Below are 23043 nucleotides of genomic sequence, written 5' to 3' on the forward strand. Positions count from 1 at the left end.
GCATCCGGGTGCAACGACCTGTCCGTGTCGCCGCGCAATGGAGAGCGAATCGTCATGCACCGCACCCGGCCGAGAAAGCGCTCTCGCCGTCCGGCTCGGACCGATGGGCGCGAACCGCGTTCACGGCCGCGAACAGCAATCCGACGCCGATCAGAATGAAACCCCGCAACCACACGACCCCGTCGATCCGCGTGAACAGGAACAGACAGGAAGCCAGACCCAGCCAAGGCACGACGCGGGGCACGCGAAAATGCTCGGCCCCGTCGGGCTCCCGCCGCAGGATCAGCACCGACGTATTGACCGCCGCGAAAACGACCAGCAGCAACAACACCAATGTCTCCGCGAGGGAGGCCACCTCGCCGGTCAGTGCGAGCGACAACGACGCCGCCGCGGTCACGACGATCGCCACCCACGGCGTCCGGCGGCCCGGCAGAATCCGGCCCAGCGCGCGCGGAAGCAGCTCCTCGCGAGCCATGCCGTAGGCCAGCCGCGAGGACATGATGCCGGTCAGCAGCGCCCCGTTCGCGACGGCCACCAGGGCGACCACGGCGAACAACTCGTCCGGAACGCCACCGGCCAGGCGCACCACCTCCAGCAGCGGACCGCTCGAATTCGCCAGCCGATCGGTGGGTACCGCCGCACCGGCCACGAAGCCGATCAGCAGGTACACGCCACCGGCGGTAAGCAGCGCCCCGAAGAGCGCGCGCGGATAGGACCTGCGCGGCTCGGCGACTTCCTCCGCCAGATTCACCGAGGTCTCGAACCCGACGAAAGAGTAGAAGGCCAGTACCGCGCCCGCCAGGGTCGCGCCGACGACCCCGTGCTGCTCGGTCCCCACCTCGGCGAGCCGGGCCGGTTCGGCGTCTCCCCGAACGATCACCCATGCGCCGAGCCCGATGACCACGACGAGGCCGCCGAGTTCGACCACGGTCGCGGCCACATTGGCGCCGAGCGACTCCTTGATGCCATAGATGTTGAGCAGCGCCAACGCGCCGATGAACACCACCACGACCAGCGCGGTCGGCAATGTGACCAAGGCGCGGAGGTAGTCCGCGGCGAACGCCCTGCTCAGCGCGGCCACCGACACGACACCGGCCGCGAGCATGCAGAAGCCGACGAGCGATCCCGCGGCCGGCCCGAGCGCACGGCCCGCGTAGTGGGCCGAGCCGCCCGCCTTGGGATACTTCGTCGCCAACTCGGCATAGGAACCGGCAGTGAGGCAGGACATACCGAGGGCCACCAGAAGCGGTAACCAGATCGCACCACCGGACTCCCGCGCGATGTTGCCGACCAGCACGTAGACGCCCGCGCCCAGGATGTCACCGAGAATGAAGAAGTACAGCAGAGGCGTGCTCACCGCCCGTCGCAGAGTATCCACCACAGGGCGGCGGATACCCGCGTCATCGACGCTGAAGCTCGCGCCTTGTCACGCTGGTGTCGCCCCGATCATCCGGCCGGGGGCCGCCTGCACGGCGCCGTGATAGAAGTGCCTGCCCAGACCGACCGTGAACCGAAGAACAGTGTCGCGTACTCGGCGCCCGGATACACCCGCCGCCGCAGTCCGATCCGCACGGCCCCAGCATAATTTCGCAGCGACAATCGCGCCGATCACGTTCGGCCGATCGGTACCGACATCCTCAGCGGGACAACCACCCCGCGAACCACCGGGACAGCAGCGGCATGATCACCCACACCATCGCGGCCACCGCAACCGGCACGATACAGGCCAGCCGGAGCGGCGACGGCAGCTGGTCGAGCAGTGGCGCGGCGATCGTCACCAATCCCGTGAGCAACGGGTAGAGACCGGCGATCGTCAGCAACCAGATCTTCCACTTCGCCGGACGCGCGGCCGCACTGGGGACAGCGTCATCCGCGCGCACCGGCCGTCCGCTGTCGGACCGTTCGTCCGGAATCCTCTTCGTATCGACCACTTCCCGCTCCTCGCTTCGCCGCTCGCGCCCCGCGTTCTCTCCGGGCAGACGGAGCAGACCACGCCACTGTGACATTCGATCGAATGCCTCGCACAGTGTGCCTGCTGCCGGAGCGACGGCGCGCATGGTCGGTCTTCCCGTGCCAGGGCACGATGGTCGCGCAGGTGCTTACAAGCTGTGACGCTCGGCCGCCCGCGGATGCGTCCTGGCGTTGTGAGGCGGTTCACGCCTCCCGCGGTACACACGCATACCCATTACGCGGCGGGGAATGCCGAATCAGTGAACGACAACGCACCATCGGGGGCCGTGCCCACGGTCCCGGTCTCCAAAAGGACGGGAAGTTTCCAGTTCTGGTTCGCCGATCAACGCTGGGAATGGTCGGACGAGGTCGCGGCCCTACACGGGTACGCGCCGGGTGAGGTGACACCGACGACGGAACTGCTCCTGGCGCACAAGCATCCGGACGACCGGGCGGAGGTCGCCGACACCTTGGCCACGGCGGTGCAGACCGGGCTGCCGTTCAGCGGCCGCCACCGCATCGTCGATACCGCGGGCGTCACGCACCACGTGCTGGTCGTCGGCGATCAGATGCGTGACGCCATCGGTGCGGTGGTCGGCACGGCGGGGTACTACATCGATGTCACCGACACCGTCGACGAGGAGCGCCAGGAGATCATCGACGCCACGCTGCCGGAGATGGTCGCCGCCCGCGAAGTGATCGAGCAGGCGAAGGGCGCCTTGATGATGGTGTACGGGATTTCGGCCGATCAGGCATTCCGTGTGCTCACCTGGCGGTCGCAGGAGACGAATACGAAACTGCGTGTTCTGGCCGAGGAACTCGTGGCCGCGCTGATCGATTCCGGCGGTGCGGATGTGCAGACCCGCACGCGCTTCGACCACGTGCTGCTCACCGCGCACGAACGTCATGTCCAGGGCTGCCCTTGACCCGATGTCGTCGGGTCTCGGCTTCCCCGTCGTGTCAGTGGTTGTCCGGACGGCCGTGGTCGATCTCGGCCATGTGCGCTTCGGCCCACGCGCGTAGCGCCGCCAGCGGAACTTCCAGCGACAGACCGAGTTCGGTGAGCCGGTAGTACACGCGCGGCGGCACGGTGGGTTCCACGCGCCGTGCGACCAGCCCGTCCCCGGTCAGATTCCGCAGTGTCACGGAGAGCATCTTCTGCGAGACACCGGGCATGCGGCGCTGGAGTTCGGCGAAGCGCACCTCGCCGGGCGCGGCCTCGGCGAGCAGTTTCACCACCATGGAGACCCATTTCGTGCCGATGCGGTCGAGCAGCCGCCGGGTGGGACAGGCGGGATCGAACAGGTCACCGGCGGCTTCGACGTGCTTCCGCAGGGGATCGGTAGTCACCTCGGGCTCACCACCTGATTCGAAGGTGCGGTCTTGGCAGCGCCGCATAGCTTACCTACGGTCACCTGATATCCAATAGTGACCAGGAGTAGGTGATGACCACCTTGTCTTCCGAGATCTCGTTGCGCCGCATCGCGACCAATGGCATCGAGGTGAATGTCGCGATCGCCGGACGTGGGCCCGCGGTCCTGCTGTTGCACGGGTTCCCGCACACCTGGCAGCTGTGGTCCGAGGTGATCGGGCCGCTCGCGCGAGGGCACCGAGTGATCGCACCGGACCTGCGCGGCCTCGGGGCGAGCACGCGCGCGGCCGACGGCTATGACGCGGGGAATCTGGCCGTCGACGCCGCAGGACTGCTGGACGCGCTCGGCGAGCCGACCGCGGCGGTGGTCGGAATCGACGCGGGCACGCCACCCGCCTTTCTGCTGGCCATGCGGCACCAGCACCGGGTGCGGCGACTGGTGCTGATGGATCGCTGCTGGGCACGCTGCCCGGCGCCGAGGATTTCCTGTCCGCCGGGCCGCCCTGGTGGTTCGGGTTCCATGCGGTGCCCGGCCTCGCGGAGAAGGTCATCGCCGGAAACGAGGCGGCGTATATCGACTGGTTTCTGGCCGCGGGCACTTTGGGCCACGGTGTCCCCGCGCCGATTCGGGACGCTTTCGTCGAGGCCTACGGCGACCCGGAGGCGTTGCGATGCGCGTTCTCCTACTACCGTGCGATGCCGGCCAGCGCCCGGCAGATACACGACGCGGTGGCCACCGCACGGCTCAAGGTGCCGACCATGGCCGTCGGCGCACACCCGGTGGGTGACGCGCTGGCCCGGCAATTGGCTCCCATTACCGATGCGCTGATCCACCATGAGATTCCGGGCTGCGGGCATATCATCCCGCTGCACGCACCGACGGAACTGGTGTCGCTGCTCAGCGATTTTCTCGCCGACGACGACCACACGGCCGTACCTCGGCAAGACTGACCGAAAAGCGCGCGGAAACCAACCGAGCCCCGAACCGGTATACATCGGTTCGGGGCTCGCTCGGGGGTATTCGCGCCTATCCACCGATCGCTCGGTAGTTTGACAAGACGAATGTACCGGGCTGTACGCGAAATCACCAAACCCTGGTTCCGCGGGGGCGGAATAGTTCAACGAGCAACTTGTTCGGACTCATATGAGGTTCTTCTGCTTGCGGATTCGCCGCCGCAGATCGACCATCAGCGCGTGCGATCCGCCGTGCCGCACGAAGCGCGGAATGAAGCGGTTGACAAAGGAAACGAATACGAACAGGTTCTCGAACCTCCGCTGGTCGGCGTCGGTCCACTCGACCCGGAGCTGTTCCCGGAAAATCGGGGCCAGGAATCCGATGGTGAGGAACCGGAGCAGGTTCCGGAAAGGCAGCCGCAGGTACCAGTGGATCATGCGAAGATTCAGCAGGCTCTCGAGGTAGCCCCGGACGTAGTCGTCCAGCGCGACTTGCTCGCACGCGGTGTTCCAATATTCGTCGAATTCCGCGCGGGTGGCAGGCCACATGTCCTCCGTGACCTGCAAGGTGGTGCCCAGGGTGGAGGACGAGGTGTAGAACGCTTCGGCCTGCTCGTCGTTCATTCTCCCGTGCAACAGCTGGTAGGTGTCCTCGAAACCGATGTAAAGGCAGGCGGCGACCCACAGTTGGAGGTTGCGGTCGAAGGCGTTGTACTTCACGGCGGCGCCCGGGGCCGAATGCACCTGCCGGTGCGCCACATTCACCGCTTCGCGATATGCCGTGCGCTCTTCGTCGGTACCGAGGATGGCGACCGCGAGATATTGCGTGGTCGTGCGCGCCCTTTTCCACGGGTGCTTCATCAGCGAGCCGGACTCCACCTTGCTTTCGGCCACGCCGTAGCCGACGCCCGGCCGGGCCATCTGCATCACGACGTTGGCTGCGGCGCCGGCGAAGGACCAGAAGTCCAATGCGTCGGTGAGTTCGATCGGCCGCTTGGTGTACGGCCGATGCGTGACGCTGATACCGATGCGGGTGTGGTCCTTCGTCAGCGGCGCGCTGTGGTCGCGATCGGGTTGATGAGCGACTGCGGTCATCGGGATGTCCTTCCATCTGCGTTCACACTTCGGCCGCTCCTCCACGAGAACATCGGCGCGCATCGGACTCTCCTGCGTTCGGTGACCGGGACCGGCCACCGTGAATATGTTATCGACTATTCTACTCGACTCGATGTTGCCGACACAACAAAACTGGTAATAAAAGCGATATTTCTCGGTCACATGATGTCATAAGTGGGCCTACGTTCTCAGTTTTCACCTAGTTCGCAAGGCCGCCGGAATCGCCGTGTCAGGTCGCTCATTTCCGCACGCCGGGCGGCTGTGTCGCCGTATCGAACAAGGTGACCTGCATCAAGCGCGCCACGGCATCCTGCGGACAGCCGCGCCTGCCGTCCCCCAGAGCCCTGCCGAGGTCGACGACCATACCGAACGCAACACGACTCGGTCTTCGGCCGGGACGTGCGAGAACTCCGTGTAGTACACGAATGTCAGTTCCCGCTCGGCGAAGAAGCCCGCGACGTAGAGTGCGATCAATTCCGTCAGCGCCGCGGAGGGAGTGGCCGAAGTATCGGCGGGTCCGTCGACGGCTGCGCGACGGAGGATTCGGCGACCTGTGCCCGCCGGTTACGCGGGCGCCTGCGTACCACCCGTTCCGAGCCGGGCTCGGCGGATTCTGTTCTCGCGCTCTTCACGGCACCGGCGTCAGGGCTGCGCGGGTAATGCCAACGGCGAGTTGACCTTGTTCACCAGCCACCGGTCCCCGACCTTCTCCAAGCGCATCACCATCGACAACTGCCCCGGCGCGGGCTTGCCCTTGGTGCCGAGACTGGTGATGGTCTGGCCGATGACCACGATCGCTTCGGCGGAGTGTTCGTCACCGGCGCGAATCGCGCACTGCACGTCGCGCGTGGCCGAAGTGACCTGTCCTTCGCCGAGCACCGTACGCAGCTCCGTGCTGGTGGACTCGAATTGTTTCTTCCAGTCGCCGGTGGCGCCGTCGCTGACGGCGGCGAAGTAGGCGTCGAGATTCTTCGAGTCGTAGTTCGCCAGGACGGGCGCGTAGCGGCAGGCCGCGGCGCGTGCGTCTTCCTGTGCCGTCAGCAGATTCTTGCTGTTGTGATCCTGGACGCACCAGTAACCGGCCGACGCCACCGACACACCCACGAGGATCGCGGCCGCCGAACGCAGGGCGATCGGACCGGGACGGCGGATCGGCAGACCGCGCAGCCGGCGCCACCGATCACCGGATTTCGCTGTGCCGGTTCCGGCGGGATTCGCGTCCGGCGCAGTCGTGCCCGCGGAGTCGGTGCGCACGGACTCGGCGTCCTTCCCGTCCGGTTGTCTTGCGGGCGCGCCGGTTTCGGCGGCCGGATCGACGTCTTGACTCTTCATCGGAAATCTCCTAGTTGCCGGGGACCGGGCGGGACAGTTCGTCGCCACGGACACCAGGCGGCCGGGCGGCCCCGTTGTCCGGAATCCAGGGACGCGGCGCGTTCGCCGAACCACGCACCTGCAAGGCGGGATCGTTGGTGACGCAGTAGTTGTAGAGCCGGACCCGGGTGTCGGTCATCTTGTCCGTGGGCACCACGGGGATGGTGTCGTATTCGCATGTGGGGCGCGGCCAGATGTCGACCAGGGTGTGGAAGGCGTTGTCGTGGGCGGGTATGCCCAGCGCCTCCGAGCCGACCCGCAACGCGGGGAACAGCGCCGCGATCGCCGGGGCGCGCAGCTTGGCCGCCTTGGTGATCGCGACGAAGTTCGTCACCAGGTTCGTGATGGGATCCTGGGTGCGGGACACGAAGCCGCCGAGTGTGCTGAGCTGGGCCGGCCCTTCGTCCAGGAGGTGACGTACTTCCAGATCCGCCGCGGTCAGCTGCTCGAACAGCACGCCGCCCGTGCGCGTGAGTGTCGCGAGGTCCGGTTGCGCATGCGAGGTCGTCTCCGCGATCACTTCGAGGTTCTCGATCAGCTGACGTGTCTGCGGCAGCAGGTCGGACAGCCCGGCCATGGCGCGGCTGATGCCCGACACCATGTTGCGCAACTGGTCGGGGCCTCCGGCGAGCGCCTTGTCGAGTTCGTCGATGATCACGTTCAACCGGTCCGGGTTCAATCCCCCGATGAAACCGCTGAGATTGGTCAGTACCGACTGCACGGTCACCGGCACGGTCGTCTGGGAGCGTTCCACCAGCGCTCCGTCGGTGAGGTAGGGGCCGGTGTCGGAATCCGGGCGGAAATCCAGGTACTGCTCGCCCGCCGCCGACAACCGGCCGACGGCGACCGTGCCGCCCACGGGAATCTTGGCCGCGGAGTCGATCAAGGCCACGGCCGCGACGCCGCTGCCCGCGACTTTCACCTCGCGGACCGTGCCGACCCTGGTGCCGCGAAAGGTGACGTCGTTGCCCGCCGACAAGCCGCCGGACGATTGCAATTCCACGGTCACCGTGTAGTCGTCGGACAGCGGATCGAACCGCAGGACTTCGGCGCCGAGATAGGCCGCGCCGAGGAGCAGCACCACGATCAATCCGAAATTCGCCACCGCGACGCGGCGGCGGACCAGCCATCGCCACAAGGGGGGATTCATCGGTCTCCTCCTTGCTGGGGCTGCTGAGGTTGCTGTGGCGGACTGGTGACCCGGCCGATCACCTTCTCGATCACCTGCGCCAAGCTGCCGATGAACGCGGGTACGTCGCCGATCTCGGGCAGCCTGCTGCCGCTGGGATCGGTCAAGGCCCCGACGCTGAGGTAGGACACCGTCGCCGCGACGGCCAGGGCGGGCCCGTCCAGGCTCGCCATCAGCGAGGGATAGATGGTGTGCAGGCCGTTCAACGTTCCGCCCAGGTCGTCGCCCATCTGGGTGAAACCCGCCATCAACCGCTGGATGCTGTCGAACAAGCCGACCGCCTGCGGACCGGTCGTCTCGGTGAAATCGCCGAGCGCGGTCATCGTGGTCGAGACTTTGTCGAGCAGGTCCACGATGGACTGGTTGTTCTCCGCGAGCAGAGCCAGCAGCCCGGGGAAGGTATCCGCGGCGTCGCCCAACTCGGCCTTCCGCCTGGCCAATTCACCGGTGAGCACGTTCAGGCCGGTCAGGACGCTATCGATGTCGCCGGTGCGTCGATTCAGCGCGGCGATGACATCGGTCAGTTCGCTGAGCAGGTGCGCGAGCTGTGGCGCGCGGCCCGCGAACATCGAATCCATCTCGGAGGTGATCTTCGCGGCCTGGTTGATGCCGCCGCCGTTGATCAACATCGAGACCGACATCATCAGCTGCTCGACGGACGCGGCGGCCGACGTGTGCTCTGTTCCGATGACCTCACCGGCGCGCAGATTCTCGCCGCCGGATGTGGCCGCGGGCAATGTCATCGCGACGAAGATGTCGCCGAGCGGCGTCGCCTGACGCAACTCCGCGGTGGTGCCGCGTGGCAGCGGGATGTCCACCCTGATCAGCATCTCCACCTCCGCGATGAAGTTGGTCGTGCTGATCGCGGTGACGACGCCGATATCGGTGCCACCGATCTTCACGTGCGCGTGATCGGGCAGATTGAGCGCGTCACGAAAGGCCGCGCGAATGGTGTAACCGGGTGCGCCGATACCCGGTTCGGGCATCGGCAGATTCGCCACCGTCACGCCGCAGCCGGTCGCGGCGCCCATGACCGCGACCAGCGCCGCCGCCACCGCGGTGCGTCGAAGCGGGTTCGTCCCGATCATTTCGAAATCCCCAGTAGTGCCGCGGTGAGGCCGAAGTCGGGACCGAAGTCCTGGATCTTCCCGGTGCGACAGCCATCGAGGCGCATCTGGATGCGTTCGCAGAACTGGGACACGACCTCGTTGTCGAGCAGGACCTTGTCGGTCAGCGCGTGCAGGCGCAGCGCTTGGTGTTCCCGGCTGACCGCGTTGGACAAGTTCTCGAACAGCAACGGCCCGACGTCGACGATCTCGGTGAGGCCGCGGGCGTTGGCCCGCATCTGTTCGGTGATGGTCGTGAATCGCTCCAGCGCACCCGCGAGCTGATCGGAGTTCTCGCCGACCAGCGTGGCGGTGTTGGTGACGAACTGGTCCAACTGCCGCAGCACCGCCTCCAGACCGGGCGCCTGGTCGCCCATCAGCTGTACCAGCTCGGTGAGGCGGCCGCTGAAATCACGTACCGTCTGGTCGTTCTGGGCGATGATCTGCGTGATCTCGTTGAGTTCGATGATCGTGTTCGAGATCTGGTCCTTGTTGGCGAAGGTCACCTCGAACGCCGAGGACAGCGCGTCCAGGGTCGCGCGCAGTTTGTCGCCGTTGCCGTCCAAGAGCGGGAACAGGACACGGCTGGCCATCGGTCCGTTCCGGTCGTCGCCTTTGAGCGCGGCGCCGAGCTGGTCGAAATTCTGCAGGATGCGGTCGAGCTCGACCGGTGTGCGCGTCCTGGCCAGCGGGATGTGCGTCCCGTCGGTGAGCAACGGCCCGTCCCCGCTGTACGCGGGGGCGAGTTCGACATGCCGATTGGTGATCAGCTGCGGCGACACCAAGGCGGCGATGGCATCGGCCGGGACCTTGGTTCCCTGTTCCAGGCTCATGGTGACCTGGACGTAGCTGCCCTTGGCCTCCACGGTGTCGACCCGGCCGACCGGAACGCCCAGCACCGCGACCTCGTTGCCCGCGTACAGCCCGGCGACGTTCTCGAAATCGGCGCTGACGCGGATGTGCTCGCCGAGGTACTGCCTCGGCAGCGCGGTCAGGCTGTCCGGTACGAGCCCGCAACCGGCGGTGACCAGCGCGGCCACGATCAGCACGCCGAGCTGCGCGAATCGTCGTGTTCTCATCAATTGCACCCCTGTACGGCTCGAGCGAAGCACAGCCAGTTGTCCGGGAAGAACCACGGCGCCCAGACGTCGCCGTACGGACCGTTGCCGACGGCGTTGTTGAACTGCCGCAAGGCGATCGGCATGTTCTCGTAGAGCCGGTCCAGATTGTCGCGGTTCTTGACCAATCCCTCGGACATGGTGTTCAGGTCGTGGATCAACGGCCCGAGCCGGCCGTTGTTCTCCAGACCCATCTCCTGGAGCAATCTCGACAGGGCCGCGACGTTGTCGAGCAACTGTTTCAACAGATCCTGTCGCTTCTGGACGGCGTTACCGATCGCCTCGCCGCGGGTCAGCAGCAACAGCACGCTGTTCTGATTGTCCGAGACCAGCTGGGACACCTGGTCCATGCTCTTCAGCAGCGAGTCCACTTCGTCGCGGCGATCGGTCACGACCTTGGCGAGCGCGCCGATGCTGTCGAGCGCCTGGACCGCCAGCTGAGGAGAATCCCCCATCTGCTGGTCGACCAGGTCGAGCGCCTGGCGTAGCTTCTGCGGATCGAGGCGTTCGATGCGTTCGAAGGAGTTCTTGTATTTCGGGTCCTGGATGACCTTGCTCAGGTTGTACGGCACCGACGTGTTCTCGATGCGGATGCGATTGCCCGGCAGACCCTTTCCGTCTCCCGGGACCAGGTCCACGTGCAGGCGGCCGAGAATCGTCGACATCTTGATCGCCGCACGCGCGTCGGGGCCGAGACGGAGATCGCGACGCACTTTGAGATCGACAACCACCTTGGCGCCTTCGAGACGGACCGCGCGCACCGCACCCACTTCGATCCCCGACACGTCCACCGTCGCGCCCGGACGCAAACCCGCGGCCTGGGCGAATTCGGCGTGAATCGTCTTGTCGCCCAACCGGGCCTGGGTCAGGACACTGGAGCCGATCAACAGACCGGCCACCGCTACGGCGGCGATCAGGCCGAGCCGCAGATACCGGTTCCGCAGGAATCCCGGCCACGGAATGCGCTTGCTCATCGGCACACCTCCGAATGCGAGTTGCCGCCCACCTGGGAGAACAGTCCAGGAGGCAGCAGCACGCCCCACAACGACACGTCGAGGCTGCACAAATACGCGTTGCCGTAGGCGCCGTTGCTGGTGAAGCGCGCGACGCCGTTGAGGACGGCGGGCAGTTCGACCGCCGCCCGGTCCAAGGAAGCGCCGTTGAGCAGCAGCAACGCCACACCTGTGGTGGCATCGTTCTGCGCCTTCGACAAACCTGGCTTGACCTGCATGATCAGCTGAGTCAGCGAGTCGGTCGTGTGCGCGACGCGATCCACCGACTGCTTCAGACTCTCGCCCTGCGAGTAGAGCGCCTCGACCAGAGCCCTGGCCTGGGTGAGCAGCGTCTCCAGCTCGCCGCTGCGATTGGCCAGGCCGCCGATCACGGAGCTGAGATTGCTCAGGACCTCCCCGAGGATCTTGTCCCGCTGCCCGAAGGTGCCCGCCAGATCCGCGGCTTGGGTGATCAGGCTGCTGAGCGACACCTGATTGCCTTGCAGGGCCTGGATCAACGTCTCGGACAGGGAATTGACCTGATCGGGTTGCAGCACGCTGAACAACGGCTCGAAGCCGGACAACAACGCGGACACGTCGAACGACGGCTCGGTTCGCTCCAACGGAATCCGCGCGCCCGCCGCGACGACGGCGCCCGCTTCCTTGCCCGGCGCCAGGGCGATATAGCGCTGACCGATCAGATTCTGGTAGCGCACCAACGCCTTCGTCGTGGTGGTGAGATGCTGGCGCGCATCGATCCGGAACTCCACCTCGGCGCGGTAGCCGTCGGTGAAGTCGATCTTGTCCACGCGACCGACCCGCACGCCTGCCATGCGTACGTCGTCCCCGACGCGCAGGCCGAGCACGTCGGAGAAGACCGCCGAATAGCGCGCGGTATCCCCACTGACCGACCGCTGCAACGTGGACCAGATGGTGACGGTGAGCGCGATCGCCAGTACCGCGAACAAGCTGAATCCCGCCAGCGCCTTGCCTGATCTCATCGGCGCGTCCCTCCCTCGTCGGCGGCGGTCACGGTGACCGATCCGCCCGCCAGCACCGGAGTCAGCAGCAGGTACTGGGCCACGGTCGGCCGCGCTCCCACGATCGCCGCCACGGCGTCGGAACCGCGCAACGCGATGGGCCGCGCCTCGGGACCCGCACTCTGCGAGCCGGGCTCGCCGGGTGCCACGGCGCTCGGCGAGAGGCCGGGGATGGACGGCAGACCCGGGATGAACGGGAGACCGGGTATCGCCGATAGGCCCGGCAGCACCAGCCCCATCGCGCCCAGCGGCGCGGGCGCGACCGGTACGGGTGCGGGCCCCGCCGCGTCGAGCCACTTCGGCATCAGCTGCGGCGGGTAGTCCTGCTCCGGCGCCACCTCGGGCACCGTGGCGCCTCCGCAGCGGGGACCGTACTGGTCGCCGTAGTGCGGGCAGTCCTTCGCCGTGTACTGCTGGAACGGCGTGAACGAGACATCCATCTTCCACACCATCTGTCTGGACGGACCGAAGTGGAACGTGGTCGCCAGCCGTTGCAGGGCCACGTTCAGATTCGCGGCCGTGTACGGGATGGCCTCGGGATCCTTGGCCAGCCCGCCGAACAGATCATCGAGACCGGAGACGAGGAACTTGCCCGCGTCGGGGTTGCGGGCGAACAGTGCGTTGACCGACTCGACCGTCGCGTTGCCGGTGGCCAGCAAGTCGATGAGCTTCGACCGTCGTTCGGCAAGCGTGCGGGCGGTGGTCACCGACTCCGACAGCACCCCGACCAGTTCGGGAGCCGACTGGCTCAACGCGATCGAGGCCCGCCCGAGATCGCCGAGGAGTGCGTCGATGCCGGGCGTCGCCCGAATTTCGGTCAGCCAGTGGTCCAGGCGCTCCACCGTCGAGCCGGGCGCACGCGCCGCGGGATCCAGCGCGGCCGCGAGAGTGGCCAGCACTCGGCCCAATTTCTCCGGTTGGATGTTCTCGAGCACGTTGCGCAGCACATTCAACGTCGTCTGCAACGCCACCGTCTCGCTGCTGGTGTCCTCCGCGATGGTGGCGCCGGCGCGCAGCGTCCTCGGTTCCGGACCGTTGTCGACGAATTCGATCGCCGTGACGCCGAACAGGTTGTTCGGGATCACCCTGGCCGTCACGTTCACCGGAATGGTCGAGGCGACACCCGGTTTCAGATCCACGCGCGCCTGCTGCCGGGCGCCGCGGGCCACCACGTCCACCGCGGCCACCCGGCCCACGACCATGCCGCGGAATTTGACGTCCGCACGGCCGGGCAAGCCGTCGCCGGTGCTGGTGAGCTCCACGGTCACCGGGACCTTGTCCTCGAAGTAGCCGGTGTAGCGCAGCGCGAGCAGGTACAGCAGGACCGCTACCGTCGTCAGCACCGCCGACCCGGCGAGGGTCAGCTGTCTCGCGGTCGGTCCGCGACCACTGGGGTCAAGAATCATCGTCGGCCTTACCCCGAGATCCGGAATCCGGGATCAATGCCCCAGATCGTCAGCGTGAGAAAAAGATTCGCGAACACCATCACGACGATCACCATCTTGATGGCGCGCCCGGCCGCGACCCCGACACCTTCCGGGCCACCGGTGGCGACGTAGCCGTAGTAACACTGGATGAACGTCGACAGCAGCACGAACACCACTACCTTGAGCAGCGAGAAGAAGACGTCCGGGCCGATCAGGAACTGGAAGAAGTAGTGGTCGTAGGTGCCCGCCGCCGTGCCGCCCAGGAACAGCACCGTGATCTTGGTGGCCAGGTAGGCGGTGGCGAGACCGATACTGTAGAGCGGGATGATGGTCAGGGTCGCGGCGATCATGCGGGTGCTGATCAGATACGGCAGCGGGCGGATGGCGATGGACTCCAGCGCGTCGATCTCCTCGGAGATCCGCATCGAGCCCAGTTGTGCGGTGAATCGGCATCCCGCCTGGATGGCGAAGGCCAAGGTCGCCAGGATCGGCGCGAGTTCACGAGTGGTCGCGAATCCGGAGATCGCTCCGGTGAGCGGAGACATCGTCAGCAGATTCAGAGCCGTGAACGACTCCATGCCGACGATGATGCCGCCGAACGCGCACAGGATGACGACCACACCGATCGTGCCGCCGCCCACGATGAGCGAGCCGTTGCCCCAGCCGACATCGGCCGTCAGCCTGGCCACCTCACGGCGATAGTGCTTCAGGACGAACGGGATGGCGATCAGCGCCTGGAAGAACGTGATGGCCTGATGCCCCACACGCTGATTGGCGTGCACCGGCGCCAGCGCGACTTTCCCGGCGGCATGCAGGGGCCGCAGCGCCGGAGGTGTGTAGCTGCTCGCCATGCTCACACCACTTTCGCCGGGAAGAGCGTGTTGTACAGCTGAGTGAGAATGATGTTGGTGGCGAACAACATCAGCGCCGAGCTGACCACCGCCGAGTTCACCGCGTTCGCGACACCGCCAGGGCCGCCGTGCGCGTGCAAGCCGATATCACAGGCGATGACCGCGGTCAGCACCCCGAAGATCGCGGCCTTGACCAAGGCGATGATCAGATCGTTCGCCACCGCGAAGGACGCGAAGGAGCTGATGAACGAGCCCGGCGTACCGGATTGGGCGTACACGTTGAACATGTACGCGGTGGCGAATCCGACGAACACGACGAATCCGCAGAGCAGGACGCTCACCAGCACCGCCGCCGCGAGCCGGGGCGCGACCAGGCGGCGTACCGGATCGACGCCCATCACCATCATCGCGTCGATCTCTTCCCGGATGGTTCGCGATCCCAGATCGGCACAGATCGCCGAACCGACCGCACCGGCGACCATCAACGCCGACACCAGCGGAGCGCCCTGGCGGATGATGCCCAATCCGGCGACCGCGCCGATGAATGTCGTTGCGCCGACTTGATTCACGAGCGCGCCGACCTGGATGGAGACCACGACGGCGATCGGGATGGCCACGAATACCGTCGGCGCCGCCGACACGTTGGCCATGAAGGCGCACTGCTTGATGAATTCCCGGTACGGGAATCGTCCTCGCACCAGTGAGACGAACAGCTGGACGAAGGCTTCGCGGCCCAGAGTGACCTGCCTGCCCAATGTTTCCAGCGACCGCTGGGGGTGGCGCCGCCACAAGCCCGAAGCGCTGTCGATCATCTTCCCGAGCTCGCCCGGTTCCAGTGGCGGTTGCTTGTCGGCTGGCGTTCGCAACGAGGCAGTCACCGGTAGCCGTTCCTTTCCGATTTCTCGTCCACCGCGCCGGCGGCCGCCCCTTCGATGGCGCGGAGCGGGTGAAGTGTTGCACACCTCATAGACGCCAGACAAGTCACAAGTGATTGATTATTCCAGATAGTCGACATCGGCCGACTAGCACGATCCACGCCTACGACTGCGTCCGATACCGCCTTCTTGCTGCTCATATGTACAGCGACTGCACATAGATGACTCCACCGGAACACGACTTCCGGTCTTAAGTAATAGAATATTCCGAACTCGAACGATCCGAGTTGAGTCGGCGAAGCCGCTAGGCGAGAGCCTCCAGCCAACGTTGCAACAGCACCACGAGTGCGATGAGCACCGCGCAGCCGGCCAGGAAAAGACCGAGTACGGCCACCCACAGCCCGAAGCGGAGCACGGGATCGACCTTCATCTGCCCACCGAGGATCTTGACCACGATCACGAGTACGTCGATGAGCCACACCAAAGCCATCATCAGGTCATGCACACGTTCGAGAAGGTCAGCACGGGCCAGCACACGATCGATCCCAGGAACGACATCAGCAGATCGATGCCGTGCATATCGCGCAGATGACCGGTGTGCGTGAGCGTCCAGATCACCCCGGCCAGGCCGTAGGGAACGCCGATGATGATGAGAGTGCCGAGGAACTCGGAGACCTTCATCTCGTAACCGAGTATTCGGTCCAGCTTCTTGAGCATGCGTCGATGCATCCTTTCCCTTCGATCCACGCCGCCGCACACGCATCGGACTCCACCGGAAGGGGCGTCCGGCCGCACGCGCCAGTCAACGAGATCCGCGCCGTATGTTAGTCGATATTCTTTCATATATGGAAGAGATATTGAGTGATACGGACCGATAATCTCGATATATGCAGGTCATAAGCCCATGAGAGCAGCGGGCGACCAGACCATGTTGATGACCATTCTTCTTGATGCGCGACACTGTGCCCGCACACCACCATCACCGCCGATGGGGAAGACGCCCCGGACGCCTACACGGCGCACACCACCAAGCTGGTCCTGCACCGCGCACCCCGCCACGCCGCCACGTAAGGCCTACGCGGGAATGGACTCCGTCGCACGGGCTTGACCTTGCCCCCGGGGCAAGGTTGGACGGTGGTCGGCATGAACAACAACGCACTGCACACCGCCGAAGCCCGGATCCGCGAGCAGATCGCCGCCTACTGCATGTCCAACGAAGTCCCCGGATTCGTCGCGGGCGTCTACCGTGCGGGCGAGCAGATCGTCGTCGCCCACGGCACCGCGAACGTCGCCTCCGGGGCGCCGATGCGCGCGGACACCGGGTTCCTCTTCGGCTCGGTGACCAAGGTGCTGACCACCACGCTGGTCCTCCAGCAGGTCGAGCGGGGGCTGCTCGATCTGGACGCGCCGGTGGTGCGGTACCTGCCCGAGTTCGCCCTGACCGCGCCGGGCGCCGCGCAGAAGATCTTGGTTCGCCACCTCATTTCGCATACCAACGGCATCGATGCGGACTTGTTCTTCCCCGATGCGAAAGGGCGCGACTCCCTGAAAACTTATGTCGAGGGTCTCGCGCGCAATTGCGGTGTCCTGTTCGAGCCCGGCGAGCAGCTCAGCTACTCCAACGGCGGCATGATCGTCGCGGGCCGCCTGCTGGAGGTGGTGACCGGTCTGTCCTTCCCCGACCTGCTCGAGCGCGATGTCTACGCACCTGTCGGCATGACCGACTCCAGCACGTCGGCCGAACGGGCGATCCTGCGCAGCACCGCCATCGGGCACTTCCCGGACCCCGAGACCATGGCGGCCCAGCCCACCGGAATGTTCACACTGCCCGACACCTGGGGACCGGCAGGCGGCACGCCGATCGGCACCGTCGCCGACCTGCTCGCCTTCGGACGCACCCATCTCGCGGGCGGTGTGTCCCCCTCCGGAACGCGCGTCCTCTCGGCCGGGTCGACCGCACTGATGCAACAGGTCTCGCACGACATGGCCACCCCGAACGTCCCCCCGATGGGCCTGGGTTGGGTGCGGTATCCGTTCGGCGACACGATCGTCCTCGCGATGTCGGGCGCGTCACCCGGTGGCGTGTCCATCCTGTGCGTCGTGCCCGAGCACGACCTGGTGTTCACCGCCTTCGGCAACACCCCGGCAGCGATCGTGCTGCACGACCAGATCCTGCGCTGGCTGCTGAGCGAACACCTCGGCGTTCGGATCCCCACTCTGATCACCGAATCGGCGCAGGACATCGATCTCACACCCTACATCGGCACCTACCGTTCCGATCAGCTGCGCGTCGAGGTCGGCGTCGTCGACGGCCAACTCGAGGAGCGCGTCACCTACGAACCGGCGGACCCGTCGCAGGAGCGGATCTTCACCGAGTTCGCCGGGGGCACGACCGCCGCCCCTCCGCAGCGGTACGTGCCGATCCGGCCCGGCCTTTTCGCGCCCGCCGGATACCCGTTCGAGACGTTCGACGGATACCTGCGACTGCTGCTCGTCTCCTTTCACGACATCCGTGACGGCCGAGCGCGTTTCCGCAACGGCGGCGGCCGACTGACCCGGCGTGACTGACCGCTCTCGGAGCCATCCGCCACCGCGAGCGAGTTCTTCGCCGTCCGAGACGATGCGCGCGTGAGCCGGTGCGTTCGCCATTAGGCTGACGCCGTCGAAGGTGACCGAACGGCCGATCCCGGTATGGCGAGGCCGTCCTCAACGGTCGGGCGCGGAAAAGCGAGGTATGCGCTATGCGGGACAGTCGGTGGCGGCGGGCGGTCGCATCCGTCGTGTGCGGAGTCGGAGTGCTGGCGGGATCGTCGGTCGGCGCGGTGGCGGACCCGGCCGGTGACACCGGTGTCGTGTGGTTGTGCAGGCCGGATCGAGCGGACGACCCCTGTCGAGGCAGCTCGGCGACCACGGTGCGGCAGGCGGGGCAACCCGATGTGCGGGAGGACGCCACGCCTGCTGGGGATTCCGGGGTGGACTGCTTCTATGTGTATCCGACGGTGTCTTTGGAGCCCACGCCGAACTCCGATACCGCGGTGACCCGGGAGGTGCGGGCGGTGGCCGAACAACAGGCCGCCCGATTCTCCCAGGTCTGTCAGGTATTCGCGCCGGTGTACCGGCAGCGGACCCTCACCGCGCTGGCGCGGGAACGGGCATACTCCCCCGACGAGCGCGCCGAGATGGCGCGTATCGCGTACGAGGACGTCCTGCGCGCGTGGCGGCAGTTCCTCGCGGAGCGCGAAAGCGGAAGGCCGATCGTCCTTCTCGGGCATTCGCAGGGTGCCCGCATGCTGCGCCAACTGATCCGGGAGGAGATCGACCCGCAGCAGGCGGTGCGCGAGCGGATCCTGTCGGCGATCCTGCTGGGTGGCAATGTGGTGGTGCCGAAGAACGGTGACGTCGGCGGCGACTTCCAGCACCTTCCGCTGTGCCGCGGCGAACAGCAGACACGGTGCGTCCTGGCCTGGCAGACCTTCGGCGCGACCCCGCCCCCGGACAGCCGATTCGGCCGCAACCCGACGACCCCGGAGCCGCTGCCGCGTCCGTACGGCCCGGACTACGAGGTCGCCTGCACCAATCCGACTTCGTTGAGCGGCAACGAGTCCCGCACCGCGGCCACCGTGCTCCGCACCGCTCCCGTGCCCAGCCCACTCGCCGCCGAACTGGCACTGCGCCACGGGCCGTCCGCCGTCGCCGCGCCGACTCCGTGGCTGGTCCCCGCCGAGAAGTACCGGCTCCAATGCGTCCGCGACGGCGACGCGGCGGCGCTACTGGCGACGCCGGAACCCGGCAGCGCCGAGTTGTACGCCGTCCCGGACGCGACCTGGGGCCTGCACCTCGGGGACGTGGAGATCGCACTGGGCGACCTGGTCCGCATCGTCGCATCCCAGATCAGCGCCGACCGCGCGGCGCACCGCTGAACGCCGGAGTCCGCGAAGCCGCCTATCTCTCCGCGCGGCGACGCCCGACCGCGCGGCGAATCGGCCACAGGCGCGGCTATTCGGGGATGGTCGCTACAGCATCGATCTCCACCAGCGCGCCGGGGCGAGCGTGTCCCGCGGTGGAGACGACCGTGATGGCGGTGCGGTGGTCGCCCCACACTTTTCGCGCCGCCGCGTAGCCCGCCTGAGCGTCGGTCCCGGCGACAAGGTAGATCGTCAGTTTGACGACGTGTTCGGGACCGGTATTCGCAGACGCCAGCACGGTCAGTACGTTGCGCATGGCTTGGATGGTCTGCGCTTCCAACCCGTCCAGCAGTTCTCCCGTGCTGTCGGTGCCGAGCTGACCGCCGACATAGACGGTCTGGGCAGCGGGCGCGATCACGCCCTGTGTGAAGGCCGGGTTGTGCTGCAGTTCCTCGGGGTCGAGGTGGGTCGTCTTCGTGATCACGGGTTTCCTGACAGCGTCGGAGTGCGTATAGAGGTCGCGGATCAGGCAGACCTCGGACAGGTGGTGGATCAGCTCACGATGGATGTGCAGCACCAGATCGGCCATGGGCGCCTCGGGGAAGGGCTCGTTCGGGCCGATCGGGACCCGCAGGCCGGCATCGCCGAGACCACGCACTCCGGTCAGCCAGATGTCGAGCTGGGCTTCGAGCTGGTCCAGCGCGGTGGCCGCGTCGCCCGCGTATTCCCATGTCTCGTACGCGGCAGCCGGTGCGCCGAAATGGGTCGCGTTGCGCGCGGCGAGCACGCCGACGATGACGTGACCGAGTCGCCAGGCGATCGTGGTGAACGGCGCGGGGACGGGATTCGGGAAGGCGTAGTCGATCGTGAAGTCCCCGGCCCCTGCCTGCACGGGCGCCGTCGAACTGCCACGCGGCCGCACGCTCCAGGCGTCCGGTACCGGCGACCAGAAATACTCGTCGTCGGTGAGACCGTGGAGCCGGTCGCGTAGCTGATGGTTCCAGTGGGCTTCCCACTGCTCCCGCAGTGTCCTGTTCCAGTCGAGTGCGTCTGCGTTCATGCCGCCCACCCTGGCACCCCTAGCGGACAGAATCGGTCCGCTATTTGGCAGGCTGAGCGACATGGAAGCGGCGAGCGGTGCCGAGCGGGGCACGACCGAGCGGGTGCTGACCCTGCTCGGACTGCTGCAGCAACGCCAGGTCTGGACCGCGCGCGAGCTCGCGGAGCGGCTGGGTGTTACGCCGCGCACGGTACGGCGCGATGTCGAGCGCCTGCGCGCGCTCGGCTACCCGGTGCACGCCTGCCACGGCGTCGGCGGCGGCTATCAGCTCGGCCGGGGGCAGGAGCTGCCGCCGCTGCTCCTCGACGACGAGGAAGCGATCGTCACCGCGGTCTCGCTCCTCGGCGGCGCGGGCGCGGCGGTCGCGGGCGCCGGGGATGTCGCGCTCCGGGCGCTGGCCAAACTCGACCGGGTGCTGCCCACCCGTTTGCGGCACGAAGTGCAGGCGCTCTCCGGCTCCGTGGAGTCCTTCGGCGGAGGCCACCCGCCCGTCGACCCCGAGGTGCTGATGACGCTGGCCAGAGCGTGCCGGGACGAAGTCGAGGCCGGTTTCGACTATCCCGCCGGAGACGGGGTGCGACGGCGGCGGGTCGAGCCGTACCGTTTGGTCGCCTCCGACCGGCGCTGGTACCTGCTGGCCTTCGACCTCGATCGCGAGGACTGGCGCAGCTTCCGCGTCGACCGGATGACCGATGTCGCCGCACGGACGTGGCGCTTCCGCCCGCGTGCGGCGCCCGAGGCGGCGGCCTACGTGCAGGAAGGCGTGGCGAGCCGGGTGTACCCGCTGCGGGCACGCTTCCTGGTGCACGCCTCCGCCGACACGGTGCGCGCGCAGATTCCGGCGTCGGCGGCCGTCGTACGGCCGTGCGGCAGCGGACGCTGCGAGGTCCGCAGCGGAGCCGACCACAGCCTGGACATCGTGCTCGTGCATGTGCTGTTGCTGGGGCACGACTTCGAGATACTCGACCCGCCCGAGCTCGTGCACCGCGCCCGCGCGCTGGCCGAGAAACTGCTGTCCGCTGGTGCGGCAGCCGCCCCGACGGACCCCATCGCGGATTCCTGAGCCCGTCGCGCTTCGACGAGGCCCGGACGTATCGGTTCGGCGCTGTCGCGGATGTCCACGGAGCCGGTCGGTGTCCCGGCTCGCGTGGTTCCACCGCGCGATTCGCCGCACGTGGGCAACGCCGACCGCGGCCTGTAGGTCAGACAGACATCGAAGTGCCGAGCCGCGTTCGCGCCGATCGCATTGCCGAGCATGGGCGCGAAAGACAGTGCGTAGCAGAATATTCCCGCGCCGCGAGTACGCGTGATAGAGGCCGAGATGACGACGTCCAATTCGTCGGCCCGATACCCGGAATGCCACAGACAGTCCTCGATCGCGTGCAACGCCAGCTCGAAGGACGATTCGTACCGGTCCGGATCCGAGTCGTAGACACGACCATTCTTGATCCCGGTGATGCGCTCCAGATCCAGCGACCGCGGCACGGGCCGGCTCGGCGATCAGATCCTCGGTGGAGCGGACAGTCGTCGGCGTGTACGCGCCGATCGACTCGAAACGAGTACGAAGCACGCTCCCCTGCTTCCCGCTTCAGTCGGCGTCGATTGTCGTGTTGCTCAGCGATAACGGTGTCGCTGGTCGTGTGTGCGCTTACCCGGTGAGTCCGACCAGAGCGGCGCTGACTTCACACAGCCGCTGCCCGAGCGCGTCGTCCTGCGCGAGACGGGACGGAGCCTTGACGCAGTTGTTCTGGAAGTAACAGCCGCTGACCGCGGCGACTTCCGGGCCGGCGGCCAGGTAGGTCAGCGCTCGTCCTCCCTCCGCGGCGGAGATCATGAACAATCGCTTGGCGAGCGCCACGAAGGGTTGCCCGAACCACGGCATCGAATCCCAGATCCCGGTTGCCACCGCACCGGGGTGAAAGGCGTTGACCGTTACGCCGGTTCCCTCCAGACGCCGCGCCAGCGCCCGGGTGTACAGGACGTTCGCCAGCTTGGACCGGCTGTATGCCCTTTCTCCCGAATAACTCTGCCGGAACTCCAGATCGGCGAAATCGATGGTGGCGCCGAATTGCATGACCGACGAGGTGAACACGATGCGCGACGGCGCGCTGCGCACCATCAGATCCGTCAGCAGTTCGGTGAGCAGGAAACCACCGAGATGGTTGACGGCGAACGTGGCCTCGATACCGTCCACGGTCTCGCTCCGGGTCTTGTGGTAGCCACCTGCGTTGTTGGCCAGCACATCCAGCCGGTCGTAGGCGGACGAAACCTCCTTCGCCAGCTGCCGGACCGACGACTGCGACGCGAAATCGCACTCCAGCGTGTCGACTCCCGCCGCCCCCGCGTCTCGGACCAGCTTCGCCGCGGCGGAGAGCTTCTCCGGATTCCGCCCGACCAACACGAGCCGATTCCCTTGCGCCGCCAGCTGCTGAGCCGACTCCAGCCCGATACCCGATGTCGCCCCCGTGATCAGGATTGTCCGCACAGCCGACCACCCTGCCACAGAAGTTTCCTCGGAGATTGCTGACACGAGCCATCCGAACCGGGATTTCCGTCGTCGCCGACCTCGGCTTCGCCGGGCATGTCCGACTCACGCCGAAGTCGCGGCTCAGGCCGCGACCGGCGCGGAGCGCGACGTCACCGAGCTGTACCGCGCCCGACACGGTGAGGCGCGGGAGGAGTGCCCGGTTGCGGCGCCCGGCCAGGCTGAACAGCAG

The 23043-nt window shown here is 66.9% G+C and carries 23 protein-coding genes and 1 pseudogene; 5 read left to right on the top strand and 19 right to left on the bottom strand.

Annotation, left to right across the window (positions count from 1 at the left end):
• Nucleotides 1-52: 52 nt before the first annotated feature.
• Nucleotides 53-1357 carry an APC family permease gene (locus tag ACWEH3_RS21610; RefSeq protein WP_450014840.1) on the bottom strand — a complete coding sequence of 435 codons (1305 nt, stop codon included), beginning with the start codon at nucleotides 1355-1357 and terminating at the stop codon, nucleotides 53-55.
• Nucleotides 1358-1637: 280 nt separating this feature from the next.
• Nucleotides 1638-1931: a hypothetical protein gene (locus ACWEH3_RS21615; RefSeq protein ID WP_450014841.1), complete on the bottom strand. Its 294-nt coding sequence runs from the start codon at nucleotides 1929-1931 to the stop codon at nucleotides 1638-1640.
• Nucleotides 1932-2237: 306 nt separating this feature from the next.
• On the opposite strand from ACWEH3_RS21615, the gene ACWEH3_RS21620 reads away from it, so the two are divergent.
• Nucleotides 2238-2876, top strand: a complete 639-nt coding sequence (locus tag ACWEH3_RS21620; RefSeq protein WP_450014842.1) for a PAS and ANTAR domain-containing protein — start codon at nucleotides 2238-2240, stop codon at nucleotides 2874-2876.
• Between the two features lie 34 nt (nucleotides 2877-2910).
• Here the strand turns inward: ACWEH3_RS21620 and ACWEH3_RS21625 are convergent, their stop codons facing one another.
• On the bottom strand, nucleotides 2911-3300 hold the full coding sequence (locus ACWEH3_RS21625) for a winged helix-turn-helix transcriptional regulator (RefSeq protein ID WP_450014843.1): 390 nt from the start codon (nucleotides 3298-3300) through the stop codon (nucleotides 2911-2913).
• 95 nt (nucleotides 3301-3395) lie between these two features.
• Between ACWEH3_RS21625 and ACWEH3_RS21630 the strand changes: the two genes are divergently transcribed.
• Nucleotides 3396-4151 carry an alpha/beta fold hydrolase gene (locus tag ACWEH3_RS21630; RefSeq protein ID WP_450014844.1) on the top strand — a complete coding sequence of 252 codons (756 nt, stop codon included), beginning with the start codon at nucleotides 3396-3398 and terminating at the stop codon, nucleotides 4149-4151.
• 311 nt (nucleotides 4152-4462) lie between these two features.
• Here ACWEH3_RS21630 and ACWEH3_RS21635 read toward each other — a convergent pair whose 3' ends face one another.
• From ACWEH3_RS21635 to ACWEH3_RS21695, 13 genes are all read right to left on the bottom strand, one after another.
• Nucleotides 4463-5371, bottom strand: a complete 909-nt coding sequence (locus ACWEH3_RS21635) for an oxygenase MpaB family protein (protein ID WP_450014845.1) — start codon at nucleotides 5369-5371, stop codon at nucleotides 4463-4465.
• A 312-nt stretch (nucleotides 5372-5683) separates the two neighbouring features.
• Nucleotides 5684-5866: a hypothetical protein gene (locus tag ACWEH3_RS21640; RefSeq protein ID WP_450014846.1), complete on the bottom strand. Its 183-nt coding sequence runs from the start codon at nucleotides 5864-5866 to the stop codon at nucleotides 5684-5686.
• Between the two features lie 168 nt (nucleotides 5867-6034).
• On the bottom strand, nucleotides 6035-6724 hold the full coding sequence (locus ACWEH3_RS21645; RefSeq protein ID WP_450014847.1) for a hypothetical protein: 690 nt from the start codon (nucleotides 6722-6724) through the stop codon (nucleotides 6035-6037).
• 10 nt (nucleotides 6725-6734) lie between these two features.
• Entirely contained in the window at nucleotides 6735-7913 is a 1179-nt protein-coding gene (locus ACWEH3_RS21650) for an MCE family protein (RefSeq protein WP_450014848.1), read from the bottom strand.
• Nucleotides 7910-9040, bottom strand: coding sequence for an MCE family protein (locus tag ACWEH3_RS21655; RefSeq protein ID WP_450014849.1), 1131 nt, complete (start codon nucleotides 9038-9040; stop codon nucleotides 7910-7912). Before ACWEH3_RS21655 ends, ACWEH3_RS21650 begins: the two co-directional genes overlap by 4 nt.
• Entirely contained in the window at nucleotides 9037-10137 is a 1101-nt protein-coding gene (locus tag ACWEH3_RS21660) for an MCE family protein (RefSeq protein WP_450014850.1), read from the bottom strand. Before ACWEH3_RS21660 ends, ACWEH3_RS21655 begins: the two co-directional genes overlap by 4 nt.
• On the bottom strand, nucleotides 10137-11150 hold the full coding sequence (locus ACWEH3_RS21665; protein WP_450014851.1) for an MlaD family protein: 1014 nt from the start codon (nucleotides 11148-11150) through the stop codon (nucleotides 10137-10139). Before ACWEH3_RS21665 ends, ACWEH3_RS21660 begins: the two co-directional genes overlap by 1 nt.
• The gene (locus tag ACWEH3_RS21670) at nucleotides 11147-12169 is read right to left on the bottom strand and encodes an MlaD family protein (RefSeq protein ID WP_450014852.1); all 1023 of its coding nucleotides are present in this window, start codon (nucleotides 12167-12169) and stop codon (nucleotides 11147-11149) included. Before ACWEH3_RS21670 ends, ACWEH3_RS21665 begins: the two co-directional genes overlap by 4 nt.
• Nucleotides 12166-13614 carry an MlaD family protein gene (locus ACWEH3_RS21675; protein ID WP_450014853.1) on the bottom strand — a complete coding sequence of 483 codons (1449 nt, stop codon included), beginning with the start codon at nucleotides 13612-13614 and terminating at the stop codon, nucleotides 12166-12168. Before ACWEH3_RS21675 ends, ACWEH3_RS21670 begins: the two co-directional genes overlap by 4 nt.
• 8 nt (nucleotides 13615-13622) lie before the next feature.
• The gene (locus ACWEH3_RS21680; protein WP_450014854.1) at nucleotides 13623-14486 is read right to left on the bottom strand and encodes an ABC transporter permease; all 864 of its coding nucleotides are present in this window, start codon (nucleotides 14484-14486) and stop codon (nucleotides 13623-13625) included.
• Between the two features lie 2 nt (nucleotides 14487-14488).
• Complete coding sequence (locus tag ACWEH3_RS21685) at nucleotides 14489-15298, bottom strand: MlaE family ABC transporter permease (protein ID WP_397077333.1); 810 nt, start codon at nucleotides 15296-15298, stop codon at nucleotides 14489-14491.
• A 367-nt stretch (nucleotides 15299-15665) separates the two neighbouring features.
• Nucleotides 15666-15854: a hypothetical protein gene (locus ACWEH3_RS21690; RefSeq protein WP_450014855.1), complete on the bottom strand. Its 189-nt coding sequence runs from the start codon at nucleotides 15852-15854 to the stop codon at nucleotides 15666-15668.
• Entirely contained in the window at nucleotides 15854-16078 is a 225-nt protein-coding gene (locus tag ACWEH3_RS21695; protein WP_195080102.1) for a hypothetical protein, read from the bottom strand. The genes ACWEH3_RS21690 and ACWEH3_RS21695 overlap by 1 nt, the downstream gene beginning before the upstream one ends.
• Nucleotides 16079-16504: 426 nt before the next feature.
• On the opposite strand from ACWEH3_RS21695, the gene ACWEH3_RS21700 reads away from it, so the two are divergent.
• Nucleotides 16505-17929, top strand: a complete 1425-nt coding sequence (locus ACWEH3_RS21700; protein WP_450014856.1) for a serine hydrolase domain-containing protein — start codon at nucleotides 16505-16507, stop codon at nucleotides 17927-17929.
• 173 nt (nucleotides 17930-18102) lie between these two features.
• On the top strand, nucleotides 18103-19281 hold the full coding sequence (locus ACWEH3_RS21705; protein ID WP_450014857.1) for a DUF3089 domain-containing protein: 1179 nt from the start codon (nucleotides 18103-18105) through the stop codon (nucleotides 19279-19281).
• A gap of 76 nt (nucleotides 19282-19357) precedes the next feature.
• Here the strand turns inward: ACWEH3_RS21705 and ACWEH3_RS21710 are convergent, their stop codons facing one another.
• Nucleotides 19358-19750: a RidA family protein gene (locus ACWEH3_RS21710; protein ID WP_450014986.1), complete on the bottom strand. Its 393-nt coding sequence runs from the start codon at nucleotides 19748-19750 to the stop codon at nucleotides 19358-19360.
• Nucleotides 19751-19768: 18 nt separating this feature from the next.
• A pseudogene (locus ACWEH3_RS21715) lies at nucleotides 19769-20326 on the bottom strand (DinB family protein); the annotation flags it as partial.
• Between the two features lie 61 nt (nucleotides 20327-20387).
• Here ACWEH3_RS21715 and ACWEH3_RS21720 point away from each other — a divergent pair.
• A complete protein-coding gene (locus ACWEH3_RS21720) occupies nucleotides 20388-21389 on the top strand; it encodes a helix-turn-helix transcriptional regulator (protein WP_450014858.1) in 1002 nt (333 codons plus the stop codon).
• Between the two features lie 585 nt (nucleotides 21390-21974).
• Here ACWEH3_RS21720 and ACWEH3_RS21725 read toward each other — a convergent pair.
• Nucleotides 21975-22811 carry an SDR family oxidoreductase gene (locus ACWEH3_RS21725; RefSeq protein ID WP_450014859.1) on the bottom strand — a complete coding sequence of 279 codons (837 nt, stop codon included), beginning with the start codon at nucleotides 22809-22811 and terminating at the stop codon, nucleotides 21975-21977.
• Nucleotides 22812-23043: the final 232 nt, after the last annotated feature.

This window comes from Nocardia sp. NPDC004718 (assembly GCF_053601535.1).